Source organism: Arcanobacterium sp. S3PF19, assembly GCF_000758825.1.
GTDB lineage: Bacteria > Actinomycetota > Actinomycetes > Actinomycetales > Actinomycetaceae > Arcanobacterium_A.
Window position 1 is genome coordinate 82,665 of sequence record NZ_JRMX01000007.1, and the last position, 25,477, is coordinate 108,141.

The following is a 25,477-nucleotide window of genomic DNA, read 5'->3' on the forward strand; positions in this document are numbered from 1 at the left end:
ATACGCCCCTTCCTAGTTCTTCATCAGATTGGCACGGTCAAGAGAAGACGACCGGCGGCTCTGAAAGATCGAAATTACTATTGCCAGGCCCACCACAACTTCCGCGGCAGCCACGACCATTACAAAGAAAGAAAATACCTGGCCTTCCAGATTGCCCCAGATGCGGGAGAACGTGACGAACACAAGATTGCAGGAGTTAAGCATCATCTCCACGCCCAGCAGAGCAATCACCGCATTGCGCCTGATCAGCACGGCCGCGCCGCCGATTGCAAAAAGCACCAGCGCCAGAATCACATACCAGATAGGATTCATCACTCATTCTCCTTCGTCTTCGCGCTCTGCTCCGCGGCGGATTCAACCTCCGAAACAGATGTTTCCTCCGTACGGGCACGGAGTTTTCCGCAGGCGTTAAACTCCGCTTCCGCCGCCGCATAGTCCGGCGCGGCCCCGCCCGGCATTCCGGCAGTCTGCGCCCGGCCGATCTGCCCGTATGTTGCCGGCCCGGAAATATCATTCCGCTTAATACGCTCTGCCGTGGCGGGGGAAATCTCCGCTACCGAACGCATCTGTCCGCGTATTCTGAGCACTTTGTTCACGGAATTGATCAGCGGTCTGCCAAAAGCCGTAAGCGCGGGATTGACCGATGAATTCGATTCGGCATACACGCCGGAATTGGGAAGCACGCACGGAGATTTACCCGCCGCGGCAAAGGAAAGCATTTTCTCTTTTGCCAGATCTTCCTGTGTTCTGCGTTTTTTGACGGCGTCGCGGTGCGTGAGGGTCATCGCCCCCAAAGCCGCCACAATCAGCAGCGTACCGGTCAGCTCAAGCGTCAGAACATGATTTGAAAAAATCAGTTTTGCCACCCCGACGGGATTGGTCTGCGCATTTGCCTCTTTCAGACCCGCCATATTCGAGCTGTAGCGCGTCAGCATCAGTCCGCCGATTACGCCCAGAATACCCAATCCGCCCACGGCGGCGATAATTTTCTGCGAACGCAGCGTTTCATGCGCCGAATCCGCACTGTCCACGCCGATCAGCATCAGTACAAACAAAAACATCATCAAAATTGCGCCGGTATACACAACCACCTGGGCAACTCCCATAAACGGAGCCTCCAGCATCGTATACAAAAATGCCAGACATACCATTACGAAAATTACCGAAATAATCGTGTACACCGCCCGGCGGGTAATCAGCAGTCCGTAAAACGCCACTGCCGTCATAGACACCGCAAGCAGCACAAACAAAATCGTTTCCCCCACGGAGATATCCACGGGCTGAAGCATCGGGTTCATTTTATTTCCGCCTCCCGCAGTTCGCTTACCGCAGCCGAAGCCGCATTCAGGGATTCGTCGCCCGGCCGGTTCTTTTTCATCCACTCCACCTGATCCGCGGTCGGACCGGTGATTCTGCCGCGGTAATAATCCGCGTCGGTCGTCCCCTCGGGCATCGGATGCGGAGGATTGAGCATCCCCTCGGACAGGGGAACCAGCAGGTCTTTCTTTTCGTAAATCATGTTTTCACGGTGCCGGTCGGCAATCTCGAACTCCGTGGACATCGTCAGTGCCCGTGTCGGGCAGGCCTGGATACAGTAACCGCAGAACACGCAGCGCAGATAATTTATCTGATATACACGTCCGAAACGCTCACCGGGAGAATACTGTGCCCCTTCCCGGTTCGGCGCCGCCTCAACAAAAATAGCATCCGCCGGGCACGCCCATGCGCACAGTTCGCAGCCGACGCACTTTTCCAGGCCGTCCGCATAGCGGTTGAGCCTGTGCAGACCATGATAGCGCGGACGCGGCGGAATTTTTTCATACGGATACTGCTCGGTTACCGTCGGACGGAAAATCGTGGACAGCGTGACGCCAAAACCTGCCACCGGAGCCGCAATCCGGCCGAGCGCGCTCTTGCGGATCGGTCCGTACAATTCAGTATCCGGCTGTTCAAAGCCGTATTCCCGGTTCTCAGACATTCTTCGTCTCCAATTCTTCCGTTACGGAAATATCCGCCGCACTGCCGCGCACGGTTTCCCGTTTCGATGGCGGCAGATGCTGCCCGGGCAGCGGCGGAACGGGATAACCGTATTCAAAACCGGTAAATTCCTCTTCTCCGCGCATCCGGATCAGATCCGCCTGCGAAGGCTTTACGGTGTCGTCTCCCAGAGCCCAAATCAGCAAAATGGCGGAATATCCAAGCGAAAGGATAATCAGCACGCTGTGCACGTTCAGCGGAAACACCATGTCGATCCCGATCACCGTCATCACGATTGCGAGCCAGATGAGCGCGGCGGGGATCAGTCCGCGCCAGCCAAGACGCATGAACTGGTCGTAGCGGAACCGGAGCAGGGTGCCGCGCGCCCACACAAACACGCCCATAAACGTCCACATTTTCAGCACGAACCAAAGCATGGGGATCCATCCCGTATTCGGGTCTCCGCCCCACAGCGAATAAATCCATGTCAGCACCGGACCGGCACGCCAGCCGCCGAAAAACAGCGTGGTCGCCACCATCGACAGATTCAGCATATTCACGTATTCCGAAAGATAATACCAGCCGAACTTCATCGAAGAATATTCGGTGTGCGCACCTGCCACAATTTCGCCTTCCGCTTCCGGCAGATCAAAGGGCAGCCGGTTCGACTCGCCGAACATCGTTACCAGATAGACCAGGAAAGCCGGCAGAAGAAGAAGCACATTCCACAGCTCGGCCTGTGAGGAAACGATTCCGGATGTCGCCATCGTCCGGCTGAGAATAAACACCGTCACCAGAGAAAGACCCTGCGCCAATTCGTAGGAAATCATCTGTGTTGCCGAACGCACCGAACCGTAAAGGGGCAGAGTGGACCTTGCCGACCATCCGCCGAGCACCAAACCGTATTCCCCGAGAGCCGCAACAGCCAGGATAAAGAGCATGGAGACCGGGGTATCGGTCAGCTGCAGGGGCGTGCGGATTCCGAAAACGGAAACCTGCGGCCCCATCGGAATTACTGCCATCAGAGTGAAGGAACACAGCGCCGAAATCGCCGGAGCGGTCAGATAGACGAACCGGTCGGCGCCTTTCAGATTAAAATCCTCTTTGAAAAGCAGCTTAATTGCATCGGGGAAAGACTGCAGCAGACCCAGGGGGCCGACGGTGTTGGGCCCCAGACGGTTTTGCATTTTCGCCACCAGTCTGCGTTCAAACCACAGCGCAAAAATCACCGAAAAAATCAGAAATACGATGATGAACACGGCTTTTATTACCCAAATCCACCATGTGTCGCGGGAAAAATCAGCCACCTGATTCGCCGCTGCAAGACCCGTCGCCGGATTCATCTACGCCACCTCCGCATTCTTGATTTCCACGCAGTCGCCTGCCGCGATTCCGATCTCCGCCAGACAACGGCCGACCGCATTCTGCGGCACCCAGACTACGCCCGGGGGCATCGGCGCGAACACCGTGTCGTATGTAAAACTTCCGCGGCGGCCGACTACTTCCACACGTCTGCCCACATGCGCATTTTCCCCCGTCTCGGGCGACATCACGGCAACCGGGAGACGTGCGCTGCGCGCCAGGTGGGGTTCGAAAGACTGCAGCGACCCTCCGTCGAGCATCTGCTTCCACGTAGCCAGGACCACGGAATGTTTCTCCGCACTTCGCGGCGGCACCGAAGGAGGCTGCACACGTGCGCCGTCCCATGCCTGCAGCTGCACATATTCGCGCACAACGTCGGCAAGCGTTTCCAAATGCAGATCCACACCCATTTCGGCAGCCAGTTCGTTAATTACCTGCCGGTCGGGAAGGAATACGGAAGCGAGCACCTGTCCGAAGGGACGCATCCGCCCTTCCCAGTTCACAAACGTACCGCCCTTTTCGGCCGGCGGGGCAACGGGAATCAGCACATCCGCGCGTTTCGCGGTCGGCGTGTCACGCACCTCCAGCTGCACCACATAGGTATTGGCCATTGCCTCAGGCGCTCCCTGCGGCAGATCATCGTCTTCCACACCCGCCAACAGCAGGGCATCGATTTCGCCTGCTTTGGCTGCTTTCAGCATTTCGCCGGTGGTCATGCCGGGAGTCTGTGGAATACTGTCCACACCCCATACCGCAGCCGTATCGACACACGCGGCGCGATCCGTCACCGGACGTCCGCCGGGCAGAAGGTTTGGCAGCGCGCCTGCATCGACCGCGCCTCTGTCTCCCGCACGCCGGGGCACCCAGACCGGTTTCGCACCCGTGCGCCGGGCAAGGTCAAGGGCCGCGCTCAGCGCACCCGGCACCAAAGCCGTGCGCTCCCCGATCAGCAAAACAGAATTTTCCCTGCACAGATCGGAATAGAGCTCACCCTGTATATCCGTGCGCCCTTCGGTAACATCGTTCAGTATTCGGGCTTCGTCCCCCGGCGCGGCGGGGATAAAACGCGCCCGCATCTTTTTTGTGCCTGCGGTTTCGTATGCGGAGATCACCGTCACGGAGGTCTTTCCCGCCAGTACGCCTTTGCGCAGCCTAAGGAAAAGCGAACCGCATTCGTCTTCCGCCTCCAGGCCTACTGCCGCCACGTGCCCCGCAGATTCCACATCGGCATACGTCACGCCCAGGCCTCTGCCCGCAACAGCGGCGGCAAGAAAATCATTTTCCTCCGTACTGCCGGCGCGCGTGCGAAAATCTATATTGTTTGTGCCCAAAACAACGCGGGCAAATTTCGCATAGGCGTATGCGTCTTCCAGCGTCAGGCGTCCGCCGATAATCACGCCCGGGTTCTTTGCCCGGCGCAGCCCGGCGGCAGCGGTTTCCAGGGCATCCGGCCAGGAGACGTCACCCACGCCGGAAACACGGGGATGACGCAGACGGTCCGGGCCGTTTTGCCAGCGGAAGGCAAACCGGTCTTTGTCTGTGATCCAGTCTTCGTTCACTTCGGGATCTTCTCCCGCCAGACGGCGGACAACCGTTCCGCGGCGGTAATCCACGCGAATTGCCGCGCCGGAAGCGTCATGCTCGGTCACCGAAGGCACGGAAACCAGATCAAAGGGCCGGGCACGGAAGCGGTATGAAGCCGACGTCAGTGCGCCCACGGGGCAGATCTGAATCACATTGCCGGAGAAGTAGGAGGCAAACGGCTTTCCCTCCACGTCCGCATCCGCCGGATTCACAGGTCCGGCCATGCATCCTCCCCGGACTCCGCGATGCCCGTCGGCACCCACATACTCACAGCCGGGTTTTTGCCCCTGCGTGCCGTTCGAATCGGAGAAGTTCAGCGTTGCGGCATCGAAACTGCCGATCTGCGAGCCGTTCAGACTGTGTATTGCCATTCCCGGCGTACCGCCGCCGCGTCCCTGGAGCTGGATAAACACATCCCCCGCAATCTGCCGGGAAAAGCGCGTACACCGCTGGCACAGAATACAGCGGTCACGGTCCAGAAGAATCTGCGGCGAAAGGGCAACCGGTTTTGGATATGTGCGTTTCACATCGGTAAAACGCGACGAAGTGCGCCCCTCCCCCAGAGCCTGGTTCTGCAGCGGGCATTCACCGGCCTTGTCGCAGACCGGGCAGTCCATCGGATGGTTGATCAGCAAAAACTCCATCACGCCATGCTGTGCTTTGCGCGAAACGGGCGAGGCCGCCGCCGTATAAACCTCCATTTTCGGGGCTACCGTCATGGCGCACGCCGGCTGCGGCTTCGGCATTTTTGCCACTTCGCCCTGCCTGTTGGGCATGGCGACTTCCACCAGACACTGCCGGCAGGCGGCAACAGGTTTGAGCAGCGGATGATCGCAGAAACGCGGAATATGCACGCCGGCTTTTTCCGCCGCACGAATAATCAGAGTCCCCTTGGGCACACTGATTTCCTTTCCGTCAATCCGGACCGTAATCAAATCCGTTAGTGTGTCGGTTCCCGTCATTTCACACCTACCTCACCAAACAGAGCGGACTTCGCGCGCGGAAACAGTTCTTCGGCCGGCGTATGGTATCCGAGCTCAAATTCTTCGCGGAAATTTTCGATTCCCGAACGGATCGGGGTGGACGCCGCGTCTCCCAATGCGCAGAAAGACCTTCCGGCGATATTACAGGCAATTTCGTAAAGGAGATCCACATCGCCTTCTTTTCCTTTGCCCGCCTCCAGCCGGTGCATGATCTGTCTCATCCAGAATGTGCCCTCGCGGCAGGGCGTACATTTTCCGCATGACTCATGCTGGTAGAAATCGGCCCAGCGGGAAATCACGCGCACTACCGAAACGGTTTCGTCAAAAATCTGAATTGCACGGGTGGCAAGCATCGACCCGCCGCCCATCACTTCTTCGTAGCCAAGGGGAATATCCAGCTTCTCCGCCGTCCAAATCGGCACGGACGATCCGCCTACCACGAAGAATTTCAGTTTATGCCCGGGGCGGATTCCGCCGGCGAGATCCAGAATTTCACGCATTGTAATTCCAAACGGTGCCTCGAACTGACCGGGGTTGCGCACATGCCCCGACACGGAGAAAATACCGTGCCCGCTGGAATTTTTCGTCTGCGCGCCCATTGCGGTAAACCACTGCACTCCGTTATTGATAATTCCGGGCAGCGAGGCAATGGATTCGACATTGTTGATCACCGTGGGACGGGCATACAGACCTGCCACCGCGGGGAACGGCGGTTTCAGACGGGGCTGGCCGCGATACCCTTCCAGGGAATCCAGCAGCGCGGTTTCCTCGCCGCAGATATAAGCACCCGCCCCGGCATGGACCGTAATATCCAGATCGTAATCGCCGTTCGGACCGCGCCCGGTGCCCAGAATCCCGGCTTCCCGCGCTTCGCGCACGGCAGCCAGAAGTCTGCGGTAAACGTGCACGACCTCGCCGCGCAGATAAACGAACCCTCTGTGCCCGCCGATCGCGAGCATACAGATCATCATTCCTTCCAGCAGAAGATGCGGATTCGCCATCAAAAACGGCATATCCTTGCAGGTTCCGGGCTCGGACTCGTCCGCATTCACCACCAGGTAACGCGGCCCGCCGTCCGGCGCGGGAAGAAACGACCATTTCAGACCGGTGGGAAAACCGGCTCCCCCGCGCCCGCGCAGTCCCGATTCCTTGATGAAATTCGTAATTGCCGAATCGTCCCCGGATTTCATCTCCCAGGCTTTGCCGATTGCCCGGTAACCGCCGTGCGCCCGGTACACGTCCAGCGTCCAGGAACGGTCCCGGTCCCAGATATCGCTTAAAACCGGCGCAAGCAGACCCGGAGCGGAAAATTCTTTCACTTTTCTTCTCCTTCCTGCGCCTGCGGAGCAGTCCAGTTATGTTCGCGGGCAATTTTCAGTCCCCGCAGCGAAGCCTCACCCGCGGAAACGCCCTCGTCGGCATGACCGTCTTCAAAACCGGCCAGCACACGTTCTGTTTCCCTGAAGGTATGGGCTTTGGCGGCTCCGCGGGTGGGATGAATATCCCTGCCGGCGCGAATATCGTCCACAATCTGTTTCGCCGAAGCCGGAGTCTGATTGTCGAAAAATTCCCAGTTGACCATGATCACCGGCGCATAATCGCACCCGGCATTGCATTCCAGACGTTCCAGCGTGATTTTCCCGTCGGCGGAGGTCTGGTCATGCCCCACGCCCACGTACTCGGTCAGCTCGTCCCAGATTATGTCTCCGCCCATCACCGCGCACAGGGCATTCGTGCACACGCCGACGTTATATTCGCCGTTGGGATGACGCCGGTACTGCGAGTAGAAAGTAGCCACAGCGGAAACTTCGGCCTTCGTAAGTCCCAGAATATCCGCTACCAGGGCAATTCCGCGCGGCGAGCAGAAACCGTCTTCGGACTGGATTAAATGCAGCAGCGGCATAATCGCCGAGCGGGAATGAGGATAACGTGCCACAACTTCGGCGGCATCGGCACGCAGACGTGCCTCCGTCTGTGCGGAATAAGTTTCGTTCATCAGCGGTCCACCCCTCCCATCACGGGATCAATCATTGCCAGCGCAACAATCAGATCGGCAAGCATTCCGCCCTCTGCCATCACGCTTAAAGACTGTAAATTACTGTACGAAGCATCACGGAAATGCGCTCTGTAGGGTTTCGTTCCGCCTGCGGAAACGAGATGTACGCCCATCAGGCCTTTCGGATGCTCAATCATCTGATACACCTGACCGGCCGGCACCCTAAATCCCTCTGTTACCAGCTTAAAGTGGTGAATCAGCGATTCCATCGACTCGGTCATGATTTCCCGTACGTGCTCCGCGGACTGTCCCTGTCCGTCTCCCATAATGGAAAGCCGGGCAGGCCAGGCAATTTTTCTGTCGTCTATCATCACAGGTTCGCCCTCGGTTTTTTCCAGCTCGTCCAGCACCTGATAGATGATCCGCAGCGACTGGTAGCATTCCTCAAACCGGACTTTTACCCTGTTGTACGCATCGGCTTTGTCTCCCACGGGGATATCGAAATTATATTTTTCGTATCCGCAGTAGGGCCTGGATTTGCGCAGATCCCACGGCAGGCCGGCGGCGCGCACCGACGGGCCGGTCATGGAAAGGGCCATCATCGAAGACAGCGGGGAAACGGCCACGTTCACGTGCCGCAGTTTGAAAATCGGATTCTGCATCGTCAGATCCTGCATTTCCGATACGGTTCTGCGGATTTTCGGAAGCAGCTCACGGATATACCCGATCCCGCCGGCGGGAAGGTCTTCCAATACCCCGCCCGGGCGGATAAACTCGTGGTTCATCCGCAGACCGGTGATATCTTCGTAAATCCGCAGGCAGTCTTCGCGCGCCCTAAAACCCAGAGTCAGCATGGTGGTTGCGCCCAGCTCGTTTCCCCCGGATCCGATGGCCACCACGTGTGAATTGATCCTGCCGATTTCCATCAGCAGCACGCGGATCGCATTCGCCCGCGGAGGAATTTTGTCGGTGATTCCCAGCAGCTTCTCCACCGCCAGGCAATAGGCAACTTCCTGAAAAATCGGTGCCACGTAGTCCATTCTCGTGCAGTAGGCAACGCCTTGCGTCCACGTGCGGTACTCCATGTTTTTCTCAATACCGGTGTGCAGAAATCCAGTGGCGGCACGGACTTCCTCAACTGTCTCTCCGTCCAGGTCCACCTGCAGACGCAACACACCGTGGGTTGCCGGGTGAACGGGCCCGAGATTGATCACCACGTGTTCGTCGCTGTTTTCTTCCGCTTCTTTGACCAGTTTGTCCCAGTCCCCGCCGACGGCTTCAAACTCGGGATAGGGATTGTTCGGGTCTTCGATAAAAGCCCCTGTTGCATGGGGTGTGCGTGCCATCAGTTATACTCCCTCCGGGTATCGGCGGGCGGAACCACCGCTCCCTTGTATTCAACGGGGATCCCTCCCAGCGGATAGTCCTTGCGCTGCGGGTGTCCGACCCAATCGTCGGGCAGTGCGGAACGGGAAAGACCCGGGTGCCCGTCGAAAATAATTCCCATCAGATCAAATGCCTCGCGTTCCGGCCAGTTGTCTCCGGGGTACACGCAGGTAAGGGAGGGCATATGCGGATCGGATTCGGGGATTGCCACTTCCAGGGCAAGAAGCCGGTTGTGCGTAATGGAAAAGAAGGGAATATACGCGTGCAGTTCCCTGCCCCGGTCGTGCGGATAATGGACGGCCGAAACACCGAGACACATTTCAAAACGCAGATCCCGATCGTCACGCAGGTATTTCGCCACGGTAAGAACCGCGCCGCGCGGAACAAAAATCACCAGCTGATCCCGGTCCACAACAACTTTTTCGATAACGTCTCCCGCTTTCAGTCCGTCGTGCGCCGCCAGCTCCAAAATGATATCCACGGCTTCGTCGAACCATCCGCCGTAGGGACGGGCGGACGGAGCGGAAATCCCCACCGTTTCCCTCTGCTGCGAAAACCCGGTTGTGTCGGGCTGGCCGGAGACTCCCCACATCCCTTTGCGCAGGGCAATTGTTTCCGCGGGCGGCGCAGCGTTTTCCGCGGCGGAGTGGGGTACGGATAATTCGTTCTCTTCACTCATGCCAACAGCCCTTTCCGGTCTTCGAGCGGCTCGGCCTTCAGTGCCGCCGCTTCCGCCGCCCTGCACATATCGATCCGGTCTTTGCCCAGCGGTGCTTTTTCCATCACCTGCCGCCGCAGCTCAAATACGGCGTTAATCAGCATTTCCGGGCGCGGGGGACAGCCGGGCAGATAAATATCCACGGGAACAATATGGTCTATTCCCTGCACCACGGCATAATTGTTGAATATCCCGCCGGAGGATGCGCACGCCCCCATCGAGATAACCCATTTGGGTTCGGCCATCTGGTCGTATACGTTTCGCACAACGGGAGCCATTTTATGGCTCACTCTCCCGGAGACGATCATCAGATCCGCATGGCGGGGAGAGGCACGGAAAACTTCCATGCCGATTCGCGAGGCGTCGTAACGCACCGCGCCGAAAGACATCATCTCAATCGCACAGCAGGCCAAACCCATCGTCACGGGCCACGGCGAACGCGCGCGCGCCCAGCCGAGCACGGCTTCCATCGTGGTCAGGGCAATGCCCTGGGGCAGTTTTTCCTCCAGACCCATTTATTCGCTCCAATCCAATCCGCCGCGGCGCCACTCGTAAATGAAGGGAATCGTAATCAGAACCACGAAAGAGGCAATTGCGGCCAGTCCGAAAAGGCCGAACCGTTCGTGGCTTACCGCCCACGGATAGAGAAACACAACTTCGATATCGAAAACGATAAAAGTCATTGCCGTGAGAAAATACTTGATCGGAAAACGTCTGGAGCTGCCGCCGCCGGGAGTCGCTTCCAGACCGCATTCGTAGTTCAGCACCTTTACCCGGTTGGCTTTTTTCGGGCCGAGCAGTGCCGAGGCAACCAAACCGCCGACGGCGACCGCCGCCGCCGCCGCAATCATAATCAACAGCGGAACGTAAGGATTCATCATGCCTCCACCAATTTTGTCGCTACGGGTATCTCTTTAACCGTCTTTCGTATATTCATGCTTTTGGCACCGCCTTTGTGAGCGCGGTAATCAGTTTGTCCATCCAATCGCCGTCGTGCCTGTCGTAGGTATCCGAAAGCAGCTTCATCACCAGTTTCATCAGCGTCGGATGCGGCAGGCCGTATTTCACGCACAGATGCATAATCTCCGGACGCCCGATAAGTGCGGCAAAAACCCTGCCCAGCGTATAGTATCCGCCCAATTCCGCGCGCAGTTCCCGCGGATACTCGCGCATTACTCTGTCCTGCCGGGAGAGCGTCATCCGTCCCAGGGACTGGGCAATATATCCGGCCAGTATTCTGCCGGAGGCCAGGGCATAGGCAATTCCCTCCCCGTTGAACGGGGAAACCATTCCCCCCGCGTCTCCGACCAGCGCCAGCCCGTCCGCGTAATGCGGTTTACGGTTAAAAGCCATCGGAAGAGCGGCCGAGCGCAGTTTTCCGCGCCGGGTTTCTTCGTTCAGTCCCCACTCTTCGGGTACGTTTTCGATCCATGTCCGGAAAATTTTGCGGTAATCTATTCCGGTCGGTTTGGCGGTGGACGAAAGCGTTCCCAGGCCGACATTCACCAATCCGTTCCCCACGGCAAACACCCATCCGTATCCGGGAAGCAGTTCCGAGCTGCCCGGTTTGCCCGCCCACAGTTCGAGATGGGATTCCATCATGTCTGTGGAGGCAAGAGGCGATTCAAAATAGGTTCTTACCGCCACGCCCATCGGACGGCGGGGATTCTTTTCCCTTCCGGCAGCCGTGGCAATCCGCGCCGAAACACCGCCCGCGTCTACCACATAGCGTGCCCGAACGGTAAATTCCGTGCCCTTTTCCGCCGTATTGCGGGCTTTTACGCCGATTACCCGCCCGCTGCGGCTGTCTTTCACAACGGACGTAACCGTTACCCCTTCGCGCAGCCGGGCGCCCGATTTCTGCGCATGGCGGATGAGACGGCAGTCAAAATCCAGGCGGGGGACGGCCGAGCCGTAATTGGGCTGCGAAACAAGATCGGGCCAGGGAACTTCGATCATATGCCCGCCGCCGTAGGCACGTACGCCGTAATTGCGCACCCACCCTTCGGACTCGGGAATCGGAAATGCCATCCGAATCAGTTCCGACACGGCCCGCGGGGTAAGGCCGTCGCCGCATATTTTATCGCGCGGAAACACGGCTTTTTCCAGGACGAGCACATCCAGACCGTACTGCGCGAGATAGTGTGCGGCGGAAGAACCGGCCGGGCCGGCACCCACAATCACCACATCAGCCATCTCGCCGAAGGCCATCACTCACCACTTCCAACGCAATTTCCGCTCTTTTGTATATCCTTATCCTTAGAAATTTTACGTTGTTTTATGCACTAATGACACTTTCGGGAGGCCTTATTACGCAACAAATTGCGTGCGTAATACATTTTTCCGAATGGCTCCGGTTAATTTCCCTGCCCGGAGACCGTAAAAATCAACGGTTACATTTTCCGTGCCCTGTGCAGGGCCACAATTCCGTTCGTAAGATTTTTGCAGTACACGTCGCTCCAGCCTACCTCCCTGATCAGAGAGCCAAATTCCCGCTGCCCGTACCAGCACGCAATGGATTCGGCAAGATAGTCGTAAGCCGGGGCATCGGAGGAAAACAGTGCCGAAAGCCGGGGCATCAAACGGCGCAGAAACAGTGCGTACAGCCGGGCAAAAAGCGGATTCACGGGTTTTGAAAACTCGCATACAACCAGTCTCCCTCCCGGTTTCGTTACTCTGAGCATCTCCTCCAAAGCCTTTTTCGGATCGGGAATGTTGCGTATCCCGTAGGAAATTGTTACGGCGTCAAAGGATTCGTCGGCAAAAGGCAGATTCATCGCATCCGCGGTTCTGAATTCTATTCCGGGGTAGCGTCTTCTGCCCCGGGCAATCATCTCCCGGGCAATGTCGCACGCAACCACCTGCGCACCCGCCGCCGCATACGCCGCCGCGGAAGTGCCCGTGCCCGCGGCCACGTCGAGAATTTTTTCCCCGGGGACGATTTCCAGAGCCCTCACGGCAGATTTTCGCCATGTTTTTACCAGTCCCCCGGTGAGCAGAGTATTCATAAAATCGTATCTTCGGGCCACATCGTTAAACATCGCCGCTATTTCCCCGGGATTTTTTTCAAGACCGGCACGGGTCATCGGATTCCTGCTTTCTTCCTCTGTTTCGCAACTGTGTTTAGTTTACACGCCGCTGCGGGCGTTTCCGCAATGCCCGCGATACGCTTCGGTTTCGGTTTATCCGCGGCTGTCGTCCACTTTGGTGGCAAGAGTGACGTCCAGTTCCTGCAATTCTCCGTTTCTGGCAATCGTCAGCGTAACTTTCTCCCCGGATCTGTACTGACGGATATAACCGGTCAGCGACACGCCGGAAACCACGCTGCGCCCGTTCACTGCGGTAATCACATCTCCCCTGCGCAGCCGCGCCCGCGCCGCGGGAGTGTCCGGCTGAATTGACTCCACGGTTGCACCCAGACGCGAATTGTTTCCGTATTCCGCCACGCCGTTGGAAACCGTCACGCCCAGATATGCGTGCTCCGCCACGCCCTTTGCGATCAGCTGTTCGGCCACGTGTTTGGCAAGATTAATCGGAATGGCAAATCCCAGACCGATCGAACCGCCCTGTTTTCCTTCCGCGGAGGAGATCGTGGCGATCGAAGAGGCGATGCCGATTACTCTCCCCCCGGCGTCGAACACCGGACCTCCCGAATTACCCGGATTTACCGCCGCGTCAATCTGTACCGCATTTGTGACCACCCGTGCATCGGCCATGGAACGCGCTTCCTGATTCACCGTCTGCACCGGGCGGTCCAAAGCCGAAACTATCCCGGTGGTAACGGTAAACGAAAGACCGAGCGGATTTCCTATTGCGGCAACCGGCTGTCCGACCCGCAGATCCGAAGAGTTGCCGAGCGCGGCAACGGTGAGATTCTTCGGGGGGTTCTTCAGCCGGATAACCGCCAGATCCGTGGCGGCATCGGTTCCCACGAGCTTTGCCTCGTACAGACGCCCGTCCGAAAGCGTCACCATTATTTCCTTCGCCCCCGCAATCACGTGGTTATTGGTCAGGATATGCCCTTTCACATCGATAATGACGCCGGAGCCCTGCGCCGCGCCGCGATTCGATTCGGTACTGATTGCCACCACGGACGGACCGACCGTCTTTGCCACTGTCTGCCAGTTTGCGGCCGCGGACGGGGAAGATTTCACAACCGGGGCCACGGTCGGCCCCGCAGGCTCGGCAATGCCTGCCGGGCGCGTGCCGTCATAACGCAGTGTCATCACCCCTACGCCCAGCGCCCCGCCCAGCAGCGCGGCAACCGCCACCGCACCGACCAGTGCGGACCAGCCGGGAGTTTTCCGTTTTTTGGCTTTTCCGGCATTCGGGTCCGCCGCTTCCGGCTGCGGCGGGCAGTCCGTTTCCGCGGTGCGGTGGGACCCGGCATCCGCAGGAAGAGGAGCGCCGGAGGCACTTCCCGGATGAAATGTGCTGTCGCAGGTGCGGTTTTCTTCGCAGGCCGGCGGGGCCGGCGGCAGATCATCGGGATCCCGCCGGAGCACGAAATTCACGTCCCTCTCCCCGTCTAAACCGTCTTTTCCCTGTTCATACCGATTTTCTTCGTTCATCTGCTTCTCTTTCCCGAAATTTTGCCGCTCCGGGCATCTTCCGTCTCAGTATGCTTTCTCGCTTATATTCCTGCATTCAGCCACAGTGTAAAATACACGGTTTGAGAGATTTTGGACATTTCCCGGATGTTTTCCGGAAGGTGCGGCCGTGCCCGGGCATTTCGGACTGTTTTCCTGCTTTCACAATAACGATTATATGCAAAACGGGAACAGGGCGTCGGGTAGAATAAACGGGGACTGTCCGCCGCAGGAGGCGGACGCGCTGCGTGAAAGGACTTTTTATGGCGTGCATACGGGATTGGGCCGAAGGCCTGCGGATCAGGACACTGCCCGCCGCGCTTGCCCCGGTGGCGGTGGGGGCGGCGTTCGCCGCCGACGCGGGCCTCTTTTCGCCGCTGCGCACGCTCTCTGCCGCTCTGACCGCTCTCTTTTTCCAAATCGGGGTAAATTTTTCAAACGATTATTCCGACGGAATCCGCGGAACCGATACTTTCCGCTCCGGACCGCCGCGGCTTACCGGAGGGGGAAAAGCCAACCCAAAAACGGTGCTGGCAGCGGCCTGTCTGTGTTTCGCACTGGCATGTGCGGCGGGCTTTCTTTTGGTTTGGCTGAGCGGAAAATGGTGGCTGACGGGAATCGGCGGCGCGGCCGTGGCCGCGGCCTGGTTTTACACGGGAGGCAGGCACCCCTACGGCTACTGCGGCCTGGGAGAAGTATTCGTATTTGTTTTTTTCGGCTTCGTGGCCACCGTCGGCACTGCATACACCCAAACGGGATCCGCCCCGGCGCAGGTGTGGGTTGCCGCGGCGGCGGTCGGACTGATTGCCTGCGCGCTGCTGATGATCAACAATATCCGCGACATTCCCACCGATACGGCAGCGGGCAAACACACTCTCGCCGTCTTTTTGGGCGACAGACGCGCGCGCGGCATTTTTGTTTTTATGCTCACCCTTCCCCTTGCCCTGGGCGTGCTGCTTGGTTTCCTTTATCCGTTTCTGCTGATTCTGCCTGTTCTTCTCCCACAGATTATCGCGATCTGCGCTCCCGTGACCGGCAGGGGAAGGAGAAAAAAGGCCGAGGGCGCGGATCTGATTCCGGTTTTGAAACAGACCGGAATATACGAGCTCACTTTTGCCCTGGTTCTCTCTGCGGGAATTACGGCAACGGCCCGCTTCTTCCCCGGTTCCGTTCCGGGCGTTCCGGGTGCGGCACCCGTATTTTTGGCGCTGCTGTGCCTGGCTGTTCCGCAGGCGGGTCTGCGCACACACCGCCTTTGCCGATAGCATATGTGTTATGAATGCTTCGCATCCCGGACTAATATAAAAATATGGCAAGAGTTTTTTTGGTACTGTTTCTGCTCGCGTTTTCAATCTATACGCTGATTGACTGCTGCCGCACGGAAAGAGAACAGATCCCGGGGAAAATTTCAAAACCGCTGTGGGTTATATTCATTGCCGTCGTTCCCCTGATCGGACCTGCGGGCTGGATGCTGATGAAATACCGGGATCTGCTGAGCAGTTCCAATCCGCTTAACAGCGCGGGAGGATACGGCGCAAAATGGGGAAACGGAAACGCGCCCGAGACCCCTGCGGCACCGGACGACGATCCGGATTTTCTCGCGCGTCTGGAGGCGCGCAACCGCCGGCGGGCATACGAACAGCGTAAGTCCGCGGAAAAACCACAGAAGCGGGAAGAAAAAAATAGCGGAACGGAAGACGAAGACGACACTTCCCGGGGGCTTTACGGCTGAATTCCGCTTTTCTTCGTTTTTGCCGCAGACGTCCCCGGTACCATATCCCCGGCTTCGCGCAGCAGATCCCCGACCGGCTCCCAATAGTTCCACGACGTAAGCACATCGCCCGTAAAGCAGAACGACGTCACCGAAGCAAGTGCGCACTGCCTTTTGCGCGGATCGTGTGCGGGATGTTTCCCCTCCACGAAACGGCGGAAGACCCAAATCGGCAGCTGGTGGGATACGAGAACCGCCTCTCCGCCGCGCGCCGCCCTCAGCGCCCTTCTTACCGCCGCCGACATTCGCGTCACGATTTGTGTATACGGTTCTCCCCATGAGGGACGGAACGGATTCGCGTACAGCGGGATAAACTTCGGATTAAGGAGTACCCACCTGCTGTCGTTCACCGCGATTCCCTCAAATTTGTTGTCGGCTTCAATCAGTGCCGGATCGGTTTGCGCATTCAGAGAGAATCTGCGCGCCGTAGGCAGTCCCGTTTCGCAGGCCCTCTCCAGCGGGGAGGTGATAACCGCGCGCACATCACGGTCGGCAAAGGCTTCCCCCAGACCGGCAGCCATTTCCCTTCCAAGCCGGGTAAGATGAAATCCGGGCTGTCTGCCGTAGAGAATTCCCGTCGGATTGTCCACTTCTCCGTGCCGTACCAAATGCACCGTGGTCAGATCAGTCATGCATACTCCTGTAAAAACGAATCCGCGCCCTGCGGGGCAAAAGCGGGAATGAATCCGGGGATAAATCGGGAAAAAAGGGATTTGCGTTTTTAAACCCAAATCCCTTTCACACGTTATTTCTTGTTACGGCGCTGATGACGCGTCTTACGCAGCAGCTTACGATGCTTTTTCTTCGACATGCGCTTGCGACGCTTCTTTACTACGGAACCCAAGAGGTCACCTCCACGATTGGTATTAAACGGTTATCCCGAAAATTTCTTAACAAGTAGAAATAGTACCTTATTTTTAACCGAAACCGGCAATTATGCGTACAAAAGTTTATCTACTCACCCGCAGCCTGTATTTCGGAGCTGCCGGCAAGCAGCTGCTGCACCGCAGACATCGGCACACGGTACGAACTTCCGACACGCACGGCGGGCAGTTCTCCCGAGTGGACCATGCGGTAAATGGTCATTCTGGAAACACGGGCTAACTGTGCCACTTCGGCCACTGTTAGGAACTGTGGCGCTGCTGCCGAAAGTTGAGCCATCTTAACCATCCTTTAAATGATCCGTGCCGGCTGTGCAAAATCCTGTGTTTCCCCTGTTCGCTACTGTATAAACAGTTCCGGGCGCAAAGCACCCCGGAAACACTCTTTATGATAACGAAATAGTTGCCATATGTCACATAAAACTCAAAAATTACTTTTGTATCACATCCCACACGGTTTCGTATCTCCCTCTCCTTTCTCATCTGTTTTAACGCCGTACGCACACATCCCTCCTGCCGGGGGCGAAAATACTTACCCGGAAAAAGTGCGTCCGTTTCCCGCCCTGCAGTTGCCGTTAAGTGCCAACGGGCACCCGGCCGGCGCATTGCCGCCCTTCCCGACAATCCCCGCCGCAGCGGATCAGAAGATACAAAACGGCGAAAACAGGCGGCGCGGACGGCCTAACACTCCGAAGCGCGCGTCCGGAGAGAAAATTCCTGTGGGAGCATCTTCTATATTTGGGTTATGGTTAAAAACAGTATTCGTTACATCTGCACGGAATGCGGCTGGGGCAGCGCAAAATGGATCGGACGCTGCGGCGGGTGCAAATCGTGGGGCACGGTTGCCGCACAGCCCGTATCCGCTTCCGGCGGCGGACCGGCCGCACCCGGCACCCCGGCACGGGCAATCACCGAAATATCGGCGCAGGCGAGCACGAAAACTCCCACAGGCGTCGGCGAACTGGATCGGGCGCTGGGCGGGGGCACGGTCCCCGGAATGGTGATTCTGCTGGCCGGGGAACCCGGGATCGGAAAATCGACACTGCTTCTCGATGTCGCCGCCAAAGCGGCAAAAACGGGCGGCGGAGCATCGGTGCTGTATATAAGCGGGGAGGAATCCGCGCCTCAGGTGCGTGCCAGAGCGGAACGGATCGGGGCGCTGGAAAACAGACTTCTTCTCGCTTCGGAAAGCAGCCTCCCCGCAGTTCTCGGCCACTTAAATGCGGTTCACCCGGATTTGGCGGTCATCGATTCGGTACAGACAGTCTCCGATCCGCAAACCGAAGGCACAGCCGGCGGAGTTGCCCAGGTCCGGGCGGTTACAGCCGCTCTCGTGAACTACGCAAAAACCTCCGCCGTCCCCCTAATCCTTGTCGGGCACGTTACCAAAGAAGGCGCAATCGCCGGGCCGCGCACTTTGGAGCACCTCGTGGATACCGTCTGCCAGTTTGAGGGAGACAGACATTCACAGCTGCGAATGATCCGGGCAGTGAAAAACCGCTTCGGACCCACGGACGAAATCGGATGTTTCGAAATGGGCGAATCCGGAATCCGCGAGCTGAGCGACCCTTCGGGAGTGTTTTTGTCGGCGCGCAGCAGCAGTGTTCCGGGCACCTGCGTAACCGTCACTTTGGAAGGCAGAAGACCGATGCCTGTGGAAGTTCAGGCGCTGATCGTCCCCGCGGCAGGGCCGCCCAAACGCACAACTTCGGGGCTCGACTTTTCACGGGTGTCAATGATGCTGGCAGTTATCCGCTCCCGGCTGGGCATCGCGTGCGAGAAAAATGATGTCTTCGTTTCCACCGTCGGCGGAGCCAAAACACCGGAACCCGCTGCCGATCTTGCGGTTTCTCTGGCGCTTGCTTCAGCTGCGGCAGATCTGCCGGTTGCCCCGGGAACAGTCGCCCTGGGCGAAGTGTCTTTAACCGGGGAACTGCGTCCGATTGCGGGGCTGCAGCGGAGACTGAACGAAGCGGCCAGACTGGGATTCACTGCCGCGGTTATTCCCGCGCAGAGCGAAACCGTGAAAGTGCCCCCGAAAATGGTGCTGAAACCCGTTGCGGATCTGAATGGCGCAGCCAAAGCCGCTCTGTGCACCACCTAATCCCGCACGCAGATCAGCAACTCCCGCCGCAACACAGCGTTTCCGTGCACACCGCGAAATGCGCAATCCCGTTCCCGGCTTGGAAAATTTTCCAAGCATCTTCATGCACGCCGCGGAGCACGGCTTTTACGTACAGATTTTCATCCGCGGCTATTTTTTCGGAACGTCCGCCGTCATATTTTTTCCGGAAGAACCGGCCCCCGCGCCCGAAGGAGCACTTTTCCCGTCTTGGGAACCGCCTTGAGGACTGCCTTGAGGACCGCCTTGGGAACCGGGAGAAACACCTTCCCCACCCCGAAAACCTGCGGGGTGCAATTCAAAAGGCTGATCGGGAACCACTGTTTTCCCGCCGACCGTTGCCCGCACCAGATAAGTGCCGGGGCGAACAGGGGAACCTCCCGCGCATTTTTCCCCGGCCGCGGTTCCCGGCCATGTATAGGAACTTCGTCCGGTAAATCTTCTGTCAAGAAGAAACATTTTTTTCGCCTCGGGGATCCGGCACGCGGAAGAATTCCATACCTCGGCACTTCCGCTGCGCACCTGAAGCGAAACGTTTTCATAACCGACATCCGTAAAACACGGCCGCTGACCGGTGTTGGTAATATCAAGCCGGAAAGTGACCGGCTTCCCCGCTGCGTCGCCCGTATAGGTTATCCGATAATCAAGCATTTGCGGAGTGCAGGCAACCGGTTCGAAAATTTTTGTCTGCTGCGCAGCCGCCCGGCGTTTATTGTCCAACGAGACCAAAGAACGTGCCGTCAGCCTGGACACCGCAAGCGCACACGCGGCAACAAACACAACCACCACGAGCGCAGCCAGCGGTTTTCTGTATCTGCGCAAAGCATAAAACAGCACCCGGGAGGTGAGAAGCGAGCCGGGAAAATCTTTTGCGCCCCGGCGTTTTCCGCCGGCGCCCCGCGAAGAAAAACGGGGAGAAACATTTCGCCTGCCCACAAGCCGGCCGGCGGACCCGGCATATTTCGGGCGGCGCACATTTCCCGCGCCGGCGCCCGGCTTTTCCCGAACCGGGCGCCGGCCGGATTCCGCCTGCGCCTGCGGACGCCGGATCCGTTTTGCCTCTTCCCCGCGGGCGCGGGAATCGCGCTTCGGCACGGGGCGCGGCATACGGGACTTATCCTGATTTTTTGATACCACTTTCCCACACTAAAACGAAATGAAAAAAATCGCACCGTCCACGCCGCGACTGACGCAAACTTCGCCCGCACGCACCGGCCGGATCCCGTCTTTTCCCATGTATTATGTTTGCCTACCCTAATTTTAATGAACTACAATTAGTCTGTTCCGCCGACGCGGAAGATATCGCTCTAACGACAGGACGATACCATTATCAGTTATTTGACTACGGCGTCTACGGCCGTTTTCGGCCGGTCTTTCACAAACATCAGAAAAGAGAACAATGAAACGACATCTCCGACTGTTTCCGGCAGTTTTTGCCGCGCTCGGAATGTGTCTCGGCGGCACTTTGTCCGCCGCGGCTTCCGAAACGCAAAAGCCTGCGGAAAAAATAGACTCCCGGATTGCAAAAATAACGGAAGATAAAGAAGTTCCCGTAATTTTTGTACTGAAAAACAGCACCCCGCCCGCAGACGGGAAAAATTATGTACGTTCTTTGGCGAAAACCGCACAGGAATCACAGCAGCGTCTCATGCAGCTGCTGAACGGAGAAAAAGCAAAGAACATCCGGCCATTCTTCATCGTCAACAGCGTTGGCGCAACCGTGCCGAAAAGCACGCTCCTGCGCGCGGCACAGCTCCCGGAAGTGGAAAAAATCGTTCCGGACGCCACGCGCATGATGGATCCTGTCAGGGAGGGCACGGAAACCAAAGGTAAAGTACGCACGGCAAGATCCGCACTCACTTTCAGCACACGTTCTTCCGCAACGGAAAATGCCTCCGCCCGGCTGCCCTGGAATCTGATATCTGTCTCGGTCACGCCCGAACTGCGGGAAAAATACAGCGGCAAAGGCGTTACGGTGGGAATTATCGATTCCGGCGTTGACGCAACACACCCGGAGATTGCGGCGGCATGGCGCGGAAAATCCGCAGATCCCCACACAAGCTGGTATGATCCGGTAGCAAACACGCCCACGCCGGTAGATTCCACGGGTCACGGCACACACGTGGCGGGAACGATTTTGGGTTCCGGAATCGGCATTGCCCGCGGCGCACAGTGGATCGCAGCCCGCGTATTCGACGAACACGGCGAGACCAGCGATTCGCGTCTGCTTCAGGCGGCACAGTGGATGCTTGCCCCCGTGGACGCGGCCGGCAAAGCCCATCCCGAACTGGCTCCGAAAATCATCAACAGCTCCTGGGGAGGATCTTCGGAAAGCCAGTTCTTCCGTCCCGTTATGCAGCAGTGGCGCAAAGCGGGAATTCTTCCCGTGTTTTCCGCGGGAAACATCACGGATTACAACGGGGGCGGAGAAGGATCGATTGCCACGCCCGCGTCGTTCCCCGAAGCTTTCGCAGTGGGGGCACTGCGCGCAGACGACCGCGTCGCCAAATTCTCGCTGCGCGGCCCGTCGAAGTTTACCGACCGGAAAAAACCGGATATTTCAGCTCCGGGCGTCAATATCCGTTCGTCTCTGCCGGGCGGGAAATACGGACTGCGCACGGGTACTTCCATGGCCGCACCCCACGTGTCGGGCGTGGCGGCAATGATACTGCAGGCAAACCCGAATCTGACTGTGGACCGTCTGCAGGAAATTATCATGCAGACGGCTACGCCGCTCACCGACGAAGTTTACGTCTCGTCACCCAACAACGGCTACGGAGCGGGAAAAATAAATGCCCGTCTGGCAGTGGAGAAAGCACTGGAGGACGCGGGCAGCGCACCCGCAGCGGGAACCGTTTCCGGGCATGTGTATATTCCGGGCACGGATACCGAAGCACCGAAGATCGCACACACCGCGCTGAAAAATATTTACCGGGGCAGCGAAACCGAGATTTCGGCCGAAGTTTCCGACGACACCGGGATTAAGAAAGTCACCGTCTCGCTTAAATTCGACGGTGCCGACAAATGGGAAGAAAGGGAAATGAAGCTGCAGGCCGGAACGCGGCAAAAAGGCACATATTCCTTCTCGCCGGGAGCGAAAGATCTTGAAAAAGCATCCTTCTCATACCGCATTACCGCCACAGATCAGGAAGGAAAGGAAACTTCCACAGAGACGTATGCCGTTAAAATAAAAGCCGGCGTGGGTATCGGATACAAAGAGAATTTTGAAGCCGGCAGCGACGGATTTGAAAACGGCGGGCAGACTCCGCTGTGGAAAATCGGCGCCGCACCGGCCACAGCCGCCGCCCCCTCGGGAAAGAAAGTAATCGGTGTGGGCGTTGACGCGGCCGGATACAGGGGACTGAAAGAATCCACACTCCTTATGCCGCCCATTGATCTGACTGCCGAAACCAAGCCCGCTGCACTGACGTTCCGGCACTACTACGATCTGGACAACGGCGAGAACGCGTTCTTCGACACCGCGGAAGTCTGGATCGGGGAAGTCAGCCCCGCAGACAACAGCGTGAAATGGGAAGCGGAACCGAAGCGGATCTACAGAAACAGCCAAAAATCATTCAAACGCGAATATATTGACCTTTCGGCATACAAAGGGAAAAAGATTCGGGTTATGTTCGGAATGCGCGGCGGATGGCTGTCCAAGCAGGCAACCGCAGGATGGTTTATCGACGATATCGCCATTGAACAGGCTGCGGCGGACAAGCCGGCACCCGTCACCAAAGATCTGGAACTGCGTGCATATCCGGGGGGACGGACAGTGATCAGTTTCGAGCCCGTAAGCGGCGAACAGATCACGGGATATGCGCTTTACCGTGCGCACAACAACGGGGATTTCCAAAAAATATCCGTTTTGGACAAGTCCAAAGCAGGCAGGTATTCGGTACGCATGACCGATTATCCGATACCGCAGGAAGGAAGCTACAGCTACTATGTGACTGCCCTTTCCGGCAGTGCCGAATCCGACCGCTCCGCACTCATGACACACGTTTTCAGTGTGGGGAAAACGGTAAAGAAGTTCGATTTTGAAAGCGGCGACGAGGGCTGGTTCAGCACTCCCGACGCCAAAGGCCACAAATTCGAGCGCGGAAAGCAAACCCTGGCCGACGACCAAAACCAGGGACAGGCACCGACAAAATATCAGTCTAAGGGAAAGAACCCGGGAGATTACGTCTTTGCCACCGAACTGAACACGTACCGCAAGACGAATGCCACATATACACTCACTTCCCCCAAGGTTGATCTGAGCGGACACGAAAAGATCACTCTTTACTGGCAAAACTGGTACAACACAGCGGGCCGCAGGGGAAGCGGGGAATACGGCATAGACAACAACGATCTGGGGAAAATCGAAATCAGCAGGGACGGCACGTCATGGCATAAGATTTTCGATCTGAACGCACAGACGATTGAGGCGGAAAACGGAAAACTGCGCACAAGAAACGCATGGTATCTGGATCATGTTGAGCTGCCCAAAGAATATCTGTCGCCGACAACCCAAATCCGTTTCGTGTTGGAAACGGGCACGGATAACTACGACGACTATTCGGGCGGCTGGTATCTCGACGATATTTCGTTTGTCGATCCCAACCCGCAAAACATCTACAATCCGAATGTCTCCGGTGCGGATCTGCGCCCCGGTGTGCCGAACACCGGCACTTCACATACTCTGTCGGGCAGCACATCTGCCACGGAAAGCGAGTCGTGGATTCCGGCCGGAACCGGAAAAATCAGAATCCTGGGAGAAGGAAACGGCGTTTCCCCGCAAATCGGCAGCGGCGCGTACACACTTCGCGGCAAGGCCGGAGAAGTCACCCTGGAAGCAGATGTTCCGGGATACGAAGTTCAGCAAAAGAAGGTCACGCTTAAAGCCGGAGAAACCGTAACGCAGGATTTCCGGTTAAAGAAACTGGCTTCCAAGCCTCTTTCCGTGACCGTTACCGACGCCCGGGGACAGGCCGTTAAGGCTCAGATCTCTGTTTACGCCAAAGGACAGAGCGAACCGGTTTTCTCGTGCAGCGATAAATCCGAAACAGCCGCCACGACTCTGGCGGAAGGAAAATACACTCTGCGCGCGGAAGCGGAAGGCTATCTGCCCTACGAAAAGGAAATCACCGTTGACGCCGCGCACAACGCAGTGAAAGCACAGCTGCAAAAAGCTGTTGTTTCCCCAGATGCGCCCGCCGAGGTAAAGAACGACAACGGAACTGCCGCAGGCGTGCTGAACACGCTCAGGTCCGGTCAGCAGGTCGCCGTCAAATTTAACGCGGCACAGCTCGGCAGGATCGAAAAAATCAGATTCCGAATGGGAACACTCAGCGGAAACGCCAAAGAAACAACCTTCAAATGGGCCGTTTGGGGCGCGAACGACGCAGACGGCCTGCCCACGAAAGTTCTTTCCGGACCGTTTACGGCAAAGGCACACCCGACGGCAGACAACCCCTGGACGGAGATAACCCTCCCCACTGCGATCACAGTGAAAGGCGACTTCTTCGTTTCCTATATTCAGCAGGATGAACCGGCAGACGGTGTGGCTCTGCTCGCCACGGATTCGCATCCCGGCGTGGGAGAAACATCCTTCAAGATGATTAACGGCGCATTCAACGAGCCAAGCGAAAAAGGCAACTTTATGATTCGCGCCTACATCAGGGCAGTTACTCCGGATAAGGACACCGACGGCGACGGGGTTTCCGACACCGACGACAAATGTCCGAATACTCCCGCCGGGGCGAAAGTAAACACGGAGGGATGTTCCGTTCCGCCCACCTTGGGCACTCTGCCCCAAATTACAGGGAAAACGGGTGTGAAGGCGGCAGATACGCAGATTGCCATAAACAATCCCGGAAAAGCCAATATTGTGTCCTGCACGCTCACGGGCATAGCGGGTCTTTCCGCCAATCTGTCGGACGACAGGGGCAAATGCGTCATTTCCGGCACGCCGGCCAAAGCCGTCGCGGGAGAATATACGCTGACGCTGAAGTACTCGGTAACAGCCGCGAACGAACTGACACTCACGGCAAAGGGCACGGCGGCCATTACGGCGGCGGGCACGACACCGGGCACGACACCGGGCACGACACCGGGCACGACACC

General features: G+C 57.7%; 22 protein-coding genes. 4 read left to right on the forward strand and 18 right to left on the reverse strand.

Translation table 11 applies throughout. The annotated features are described in order from the left end of the window. Positions 1–12 precede the first annotated feature (12 nt). The 14 genes from nuoK to HMPREF1631_RS01895 all read right to left on the reverse strand — a co-directional run bounded on the left by nuoK (position 13) and on the right by HMPREF1631_RS01895 (position 14,577). On the reverse strand, positions 13–312 hold the full coding sequence (gene nuoK, locus HMPREF1631_RS01830) for an NADH-quinone oxidoreductase subunit NuoK (protein ID WP_034231709.1): 300 nt from the start codon (positions 310–312) through the stop codon (positions 13–15). Next, positions 312–1,298 carry an NADH-quinone oxidoreductase subunit J gene (locus HMPREF1631_RS01835; RefSeq protein ID WP_052046948.1) on the reverse strand — a complete coding sequence of 329 codons (987 nt, stop codon included), beginning with the start codon at positions 1,296–1,298 and terminating at the stop codon, positions 312–314. Before HMPREF1631_RS01835 ends, nuoK begins: the two co-directional genes overlap by 1 nt. Further along, positions 1,295–1,978, reverse strand: coding sequence for an NADH-quinone oxidoreductase subunit NuoI (nuoI, locus tag HMPREF1631_RS01840; protein ID WP_034231711.1), 684 nt, complete (start codon positions 1,976–1,978; stop codon positions 1,295–1,297). The genes HMPREF1631_RS01835 and nuoI overlap by 4 nt, the downstream gene beginning before the upstream one ends. Beyond that, positions 1,971–3,320, reverse strand: coding sequence for an NADH-quinone oxidoreductase subunit NuoH (gene nuoH, locus HMPREF1631_RS01845; RefSeq protein WP_034231713.1), 1,350 nt, complete (start codon positions 3,318–3,320; stop codon positions 1,971–1,973). The genes nuoI and nuoH overlap by 8 nt, the downstream gene beginning before the upstream one ends. After that, on the reverse strand, positions 3,321–5,885 hold the full coding sequence (locus HMPREF1631_RS01850; RefSeq protein ID WP_034231715.1) for an NADH-quinone oxidoreductase subunit G: 2,565 nt from the start codon (positions 5,883–5,885) through the stop codon (positions 3,321–3,323). It abuts the gene before it with no gap. Next, positions 5,882–7,225, reverse strand: a complete 1,344-nt coding sequence (gene nuoF / locus HMPREF1631_RS01855) for an NADH-quinone oxidoreductase subunit NuoF (protein WP_034231716.1) — start codon at positions 7,223–7,225, stop codon at positions 5,882–5,884. Before nuoF ends, HMPREF1631_RS01850 begins: the two co-directional genes overlap by 4 nt. Beyond that, positions 7,222–7,902 carry an NADH-quinone oxidoreductase subunit NuoE gene (gene nuoE / locus HMPREF1631_RS01860; protein WP_034231718.1) on the reverse strand — a complete coding sequence of 227 codons (681 nt, stop codon included), beginning with the start codon at positions 7,900–7,902 and terminating at the stop codon, positions 7,222–7,224. Before nuoE ends, nuoF begins: the two co-directional genes overlap by 4 nt. After that, on the reverse strand, positions 7,902–9,248 hold the full coding sequence (locus tag HMPREF1631_RS01865) for an NADH-quinone oxidoreductase subunit D (RefSeq protein ID WP_034231720.1): 1,347 nt from the start codon (positions 9,246–9,248) through the stop codon (positions 7,902–7,904). Before HMPREF1631_RS01865 ends, nuoE begins: the two co-directional genes overlap by 1 nt. After that, the gene (locus HMPREF1631_RS01870) at positions 9,248–9,967 is read right to left on the reverse strand and encodes an NADH-quinone oxidoreductase subunit C (protein WP_034231723.1); all 720 of its coding nucleotides are present in this window, start codon (positions 9,965–9,967) and stop codon (positions 9,248–9,250) included. The genes HMPREF1631_RS01865 and HMPREF1631_RS01870 overlap by 1 nt, the downstream gene beginning before the upstream one ends. Further along, entirely contained in the window at positions 9,964–10,521 is a 558-nt protein-coding gene (locus HMPREF1631_RS01875; protein WP_034231726.1) for an NADH-quinone oxidoreductase subunit B, read from the reverse strand. Before HMPREF1631_RS01875 ends, HMPREF1631_RS01870 begins: the two co-directional genes overlap by 4 nt. Then, positions 10,522–10,887 carry an NADH-quinone oxidoreductase subunit A gene (locus HMPREF1631_RS01880; RefSeq protein WP_034231729.1) on the reverse strand — a complete coding sequence of 122 codons (366 nt, stop codon included), beginning with the start codon at positions 10,885–10,887 and terminating at the stop codon, positions 10,522–10,524. A gap of 52 nt (positions 10,888–10,939) precedes the next feature. Continuing rightward, complete coding sequence (locus HMPREF1631_RS01885; RefSeq protein ID WP_034231731.1) at positions 10,940–12,217, reverse strand: geranylgeranyl reductase family protein; 1,278 nt, start codon at positions 12,215–12,217, stop codon at positions 10,940–10,942. 182 nt (positions 12,218–12,399) lie between these two features. Next, positions 12,400–13,092: a class I SAM-dependent methyltransferase gene (locus HMPREF1631_RS01890; RefSeq protein WP_034231733.1), complete on the reverse strand. Its 693-nt coding sequence runs from the start codon at positions 13,090–13,092 to the stop codon at positions 12,400–12,402. A gap of 96 nt (positions 13,093–13,188) precedes the next feature. Continuing rightward, entirely contained in the window at positions 13,189–14,577 is a 1,389-nt protein-coding gene (locus tag HMPREF1631_RS01895; RefSeq protein ID WP_052046949.1) for a S1C family serine protease, read from the reverse strand. Between the two features lie 281 nt (positions 14,578–14,858). Here HMPREF1631_RS01895 and HMPREF1631_RS01900 point away from each other — a divergent pair, with 281 nt between their 5' ends. Next, positions 14,859–15,860 (forward strand): 1,4-dihydroxy-2-naphthoate polyprenyltransferase, encoded by a 1,002-nt coding sequence (locus tag HMPREF1631_RS01900; RefSeq protein ID WP_084707322.1) that lies wholly within the window; start codon positions 14,859–14,861, stop codon positions 15,858–15,860. 44 nt (positions 15,861–15,904) lie between these two features. Beyond that, a complete protein-coding gene (locus tag HMPREF1631_RS01905; RefSeq protein WP_034231735.1) occupies positions 15,905–16,327 on the forward strand; it encodes a PLD nuclease N-terminal domain-containing protein in 423 nt (140 codons plus the stop codon). Here the strand turns inward: HMPREF1631_RS01905 and HMPREF1631_RS01910 are convergent. The 3 genes from HMPREF1631_RS01910 to HMPREF1631_RS01915 form a co-directional block, all read right to left on the reverse strand. Then, positions 16,318–16,998: a histidine phosphatase family protein gene (locus HMPREF1631_RS01910; RefSeq protein ID WP_034231737.1), complete on the reverse strand. Its 681-nt coding sequence runs from the start codon at positions 16,996–16,998 to the stop codon at positions 16,318–16,320. The two genes, HMPREF1631_RS01905 and HMPREF1631_RS01910, sit on opposite strands and share 10 nt — an antisense overlap. Positions 16,999–17,111: 113 nt before the next feature. Then, a complete protein-coding gene (locus HMPREF1631_RS06925; RefSeq protein WP_019174583.1) occupies positions 17,112–17,210 on the reverse strand; it encodes a 30S ribosomal protein bS22 in 99 nt (32 codons plus the stop codon). 110 nt (positions 17,211–17,320) lie between these two features. Further along, on the reverse strand, positions 17,321–17,527 hold the full coding sequence (locus HMPREF1631_RS01915) for a helix-turn-helix domain-containing protein (RefSeq protein ID WP_034231788.1): 207 nt from the start codon (positions 17,525–17,527) through the stop codon (positions 17,321–17,323). Between the two features lie 465 nt (positions 17,528–17,992). Between HMPREF1631_RS01915 and radA the strand changes: the two genes are divergently transcribed. Further along, positions 17,993–19,351, forward strand: coding sequence for a DNA repair protein RadA (gene radA / locus HMPREF1631_RS01920; protein ID WP_034231739.1), 1,359 nt, complete (start codon positions 17,993–17,995; stop codon positions 19,349–19,351). A 150-nt stretch (positions 19,352–19,501) separates the two neighbouring features. Here radA and HMPREF1631_RS01925 read toward each other — a convergent pair whose 3' ends face one another. Beyond that, positions 19,502–20,464, reverse strand: a complete 963-nt coding sequence (locus tag HMPREF1631_RS01925; RefSeq protein ID WP_232215395.1) for a hypothetical protein — start codon at positions 20,462–20,464, stop codon at positions 19,502–19,504. Positions 20,465–20,768: 304 nt separating this feature from the next. On the opposite strand from HMPREF1631_RS01925, the gene HMPREF1631_RS01930 reads away from it, so the two are divergent. Continuing rightward, a partial coding sequence (locus HMPREF1631_RS01930; protein WP_034231743.1) for a S8 family serine peptidase occupies positions 20,769–25,477 on the forward strand: 4,709 nt, incomplete at its 3' end.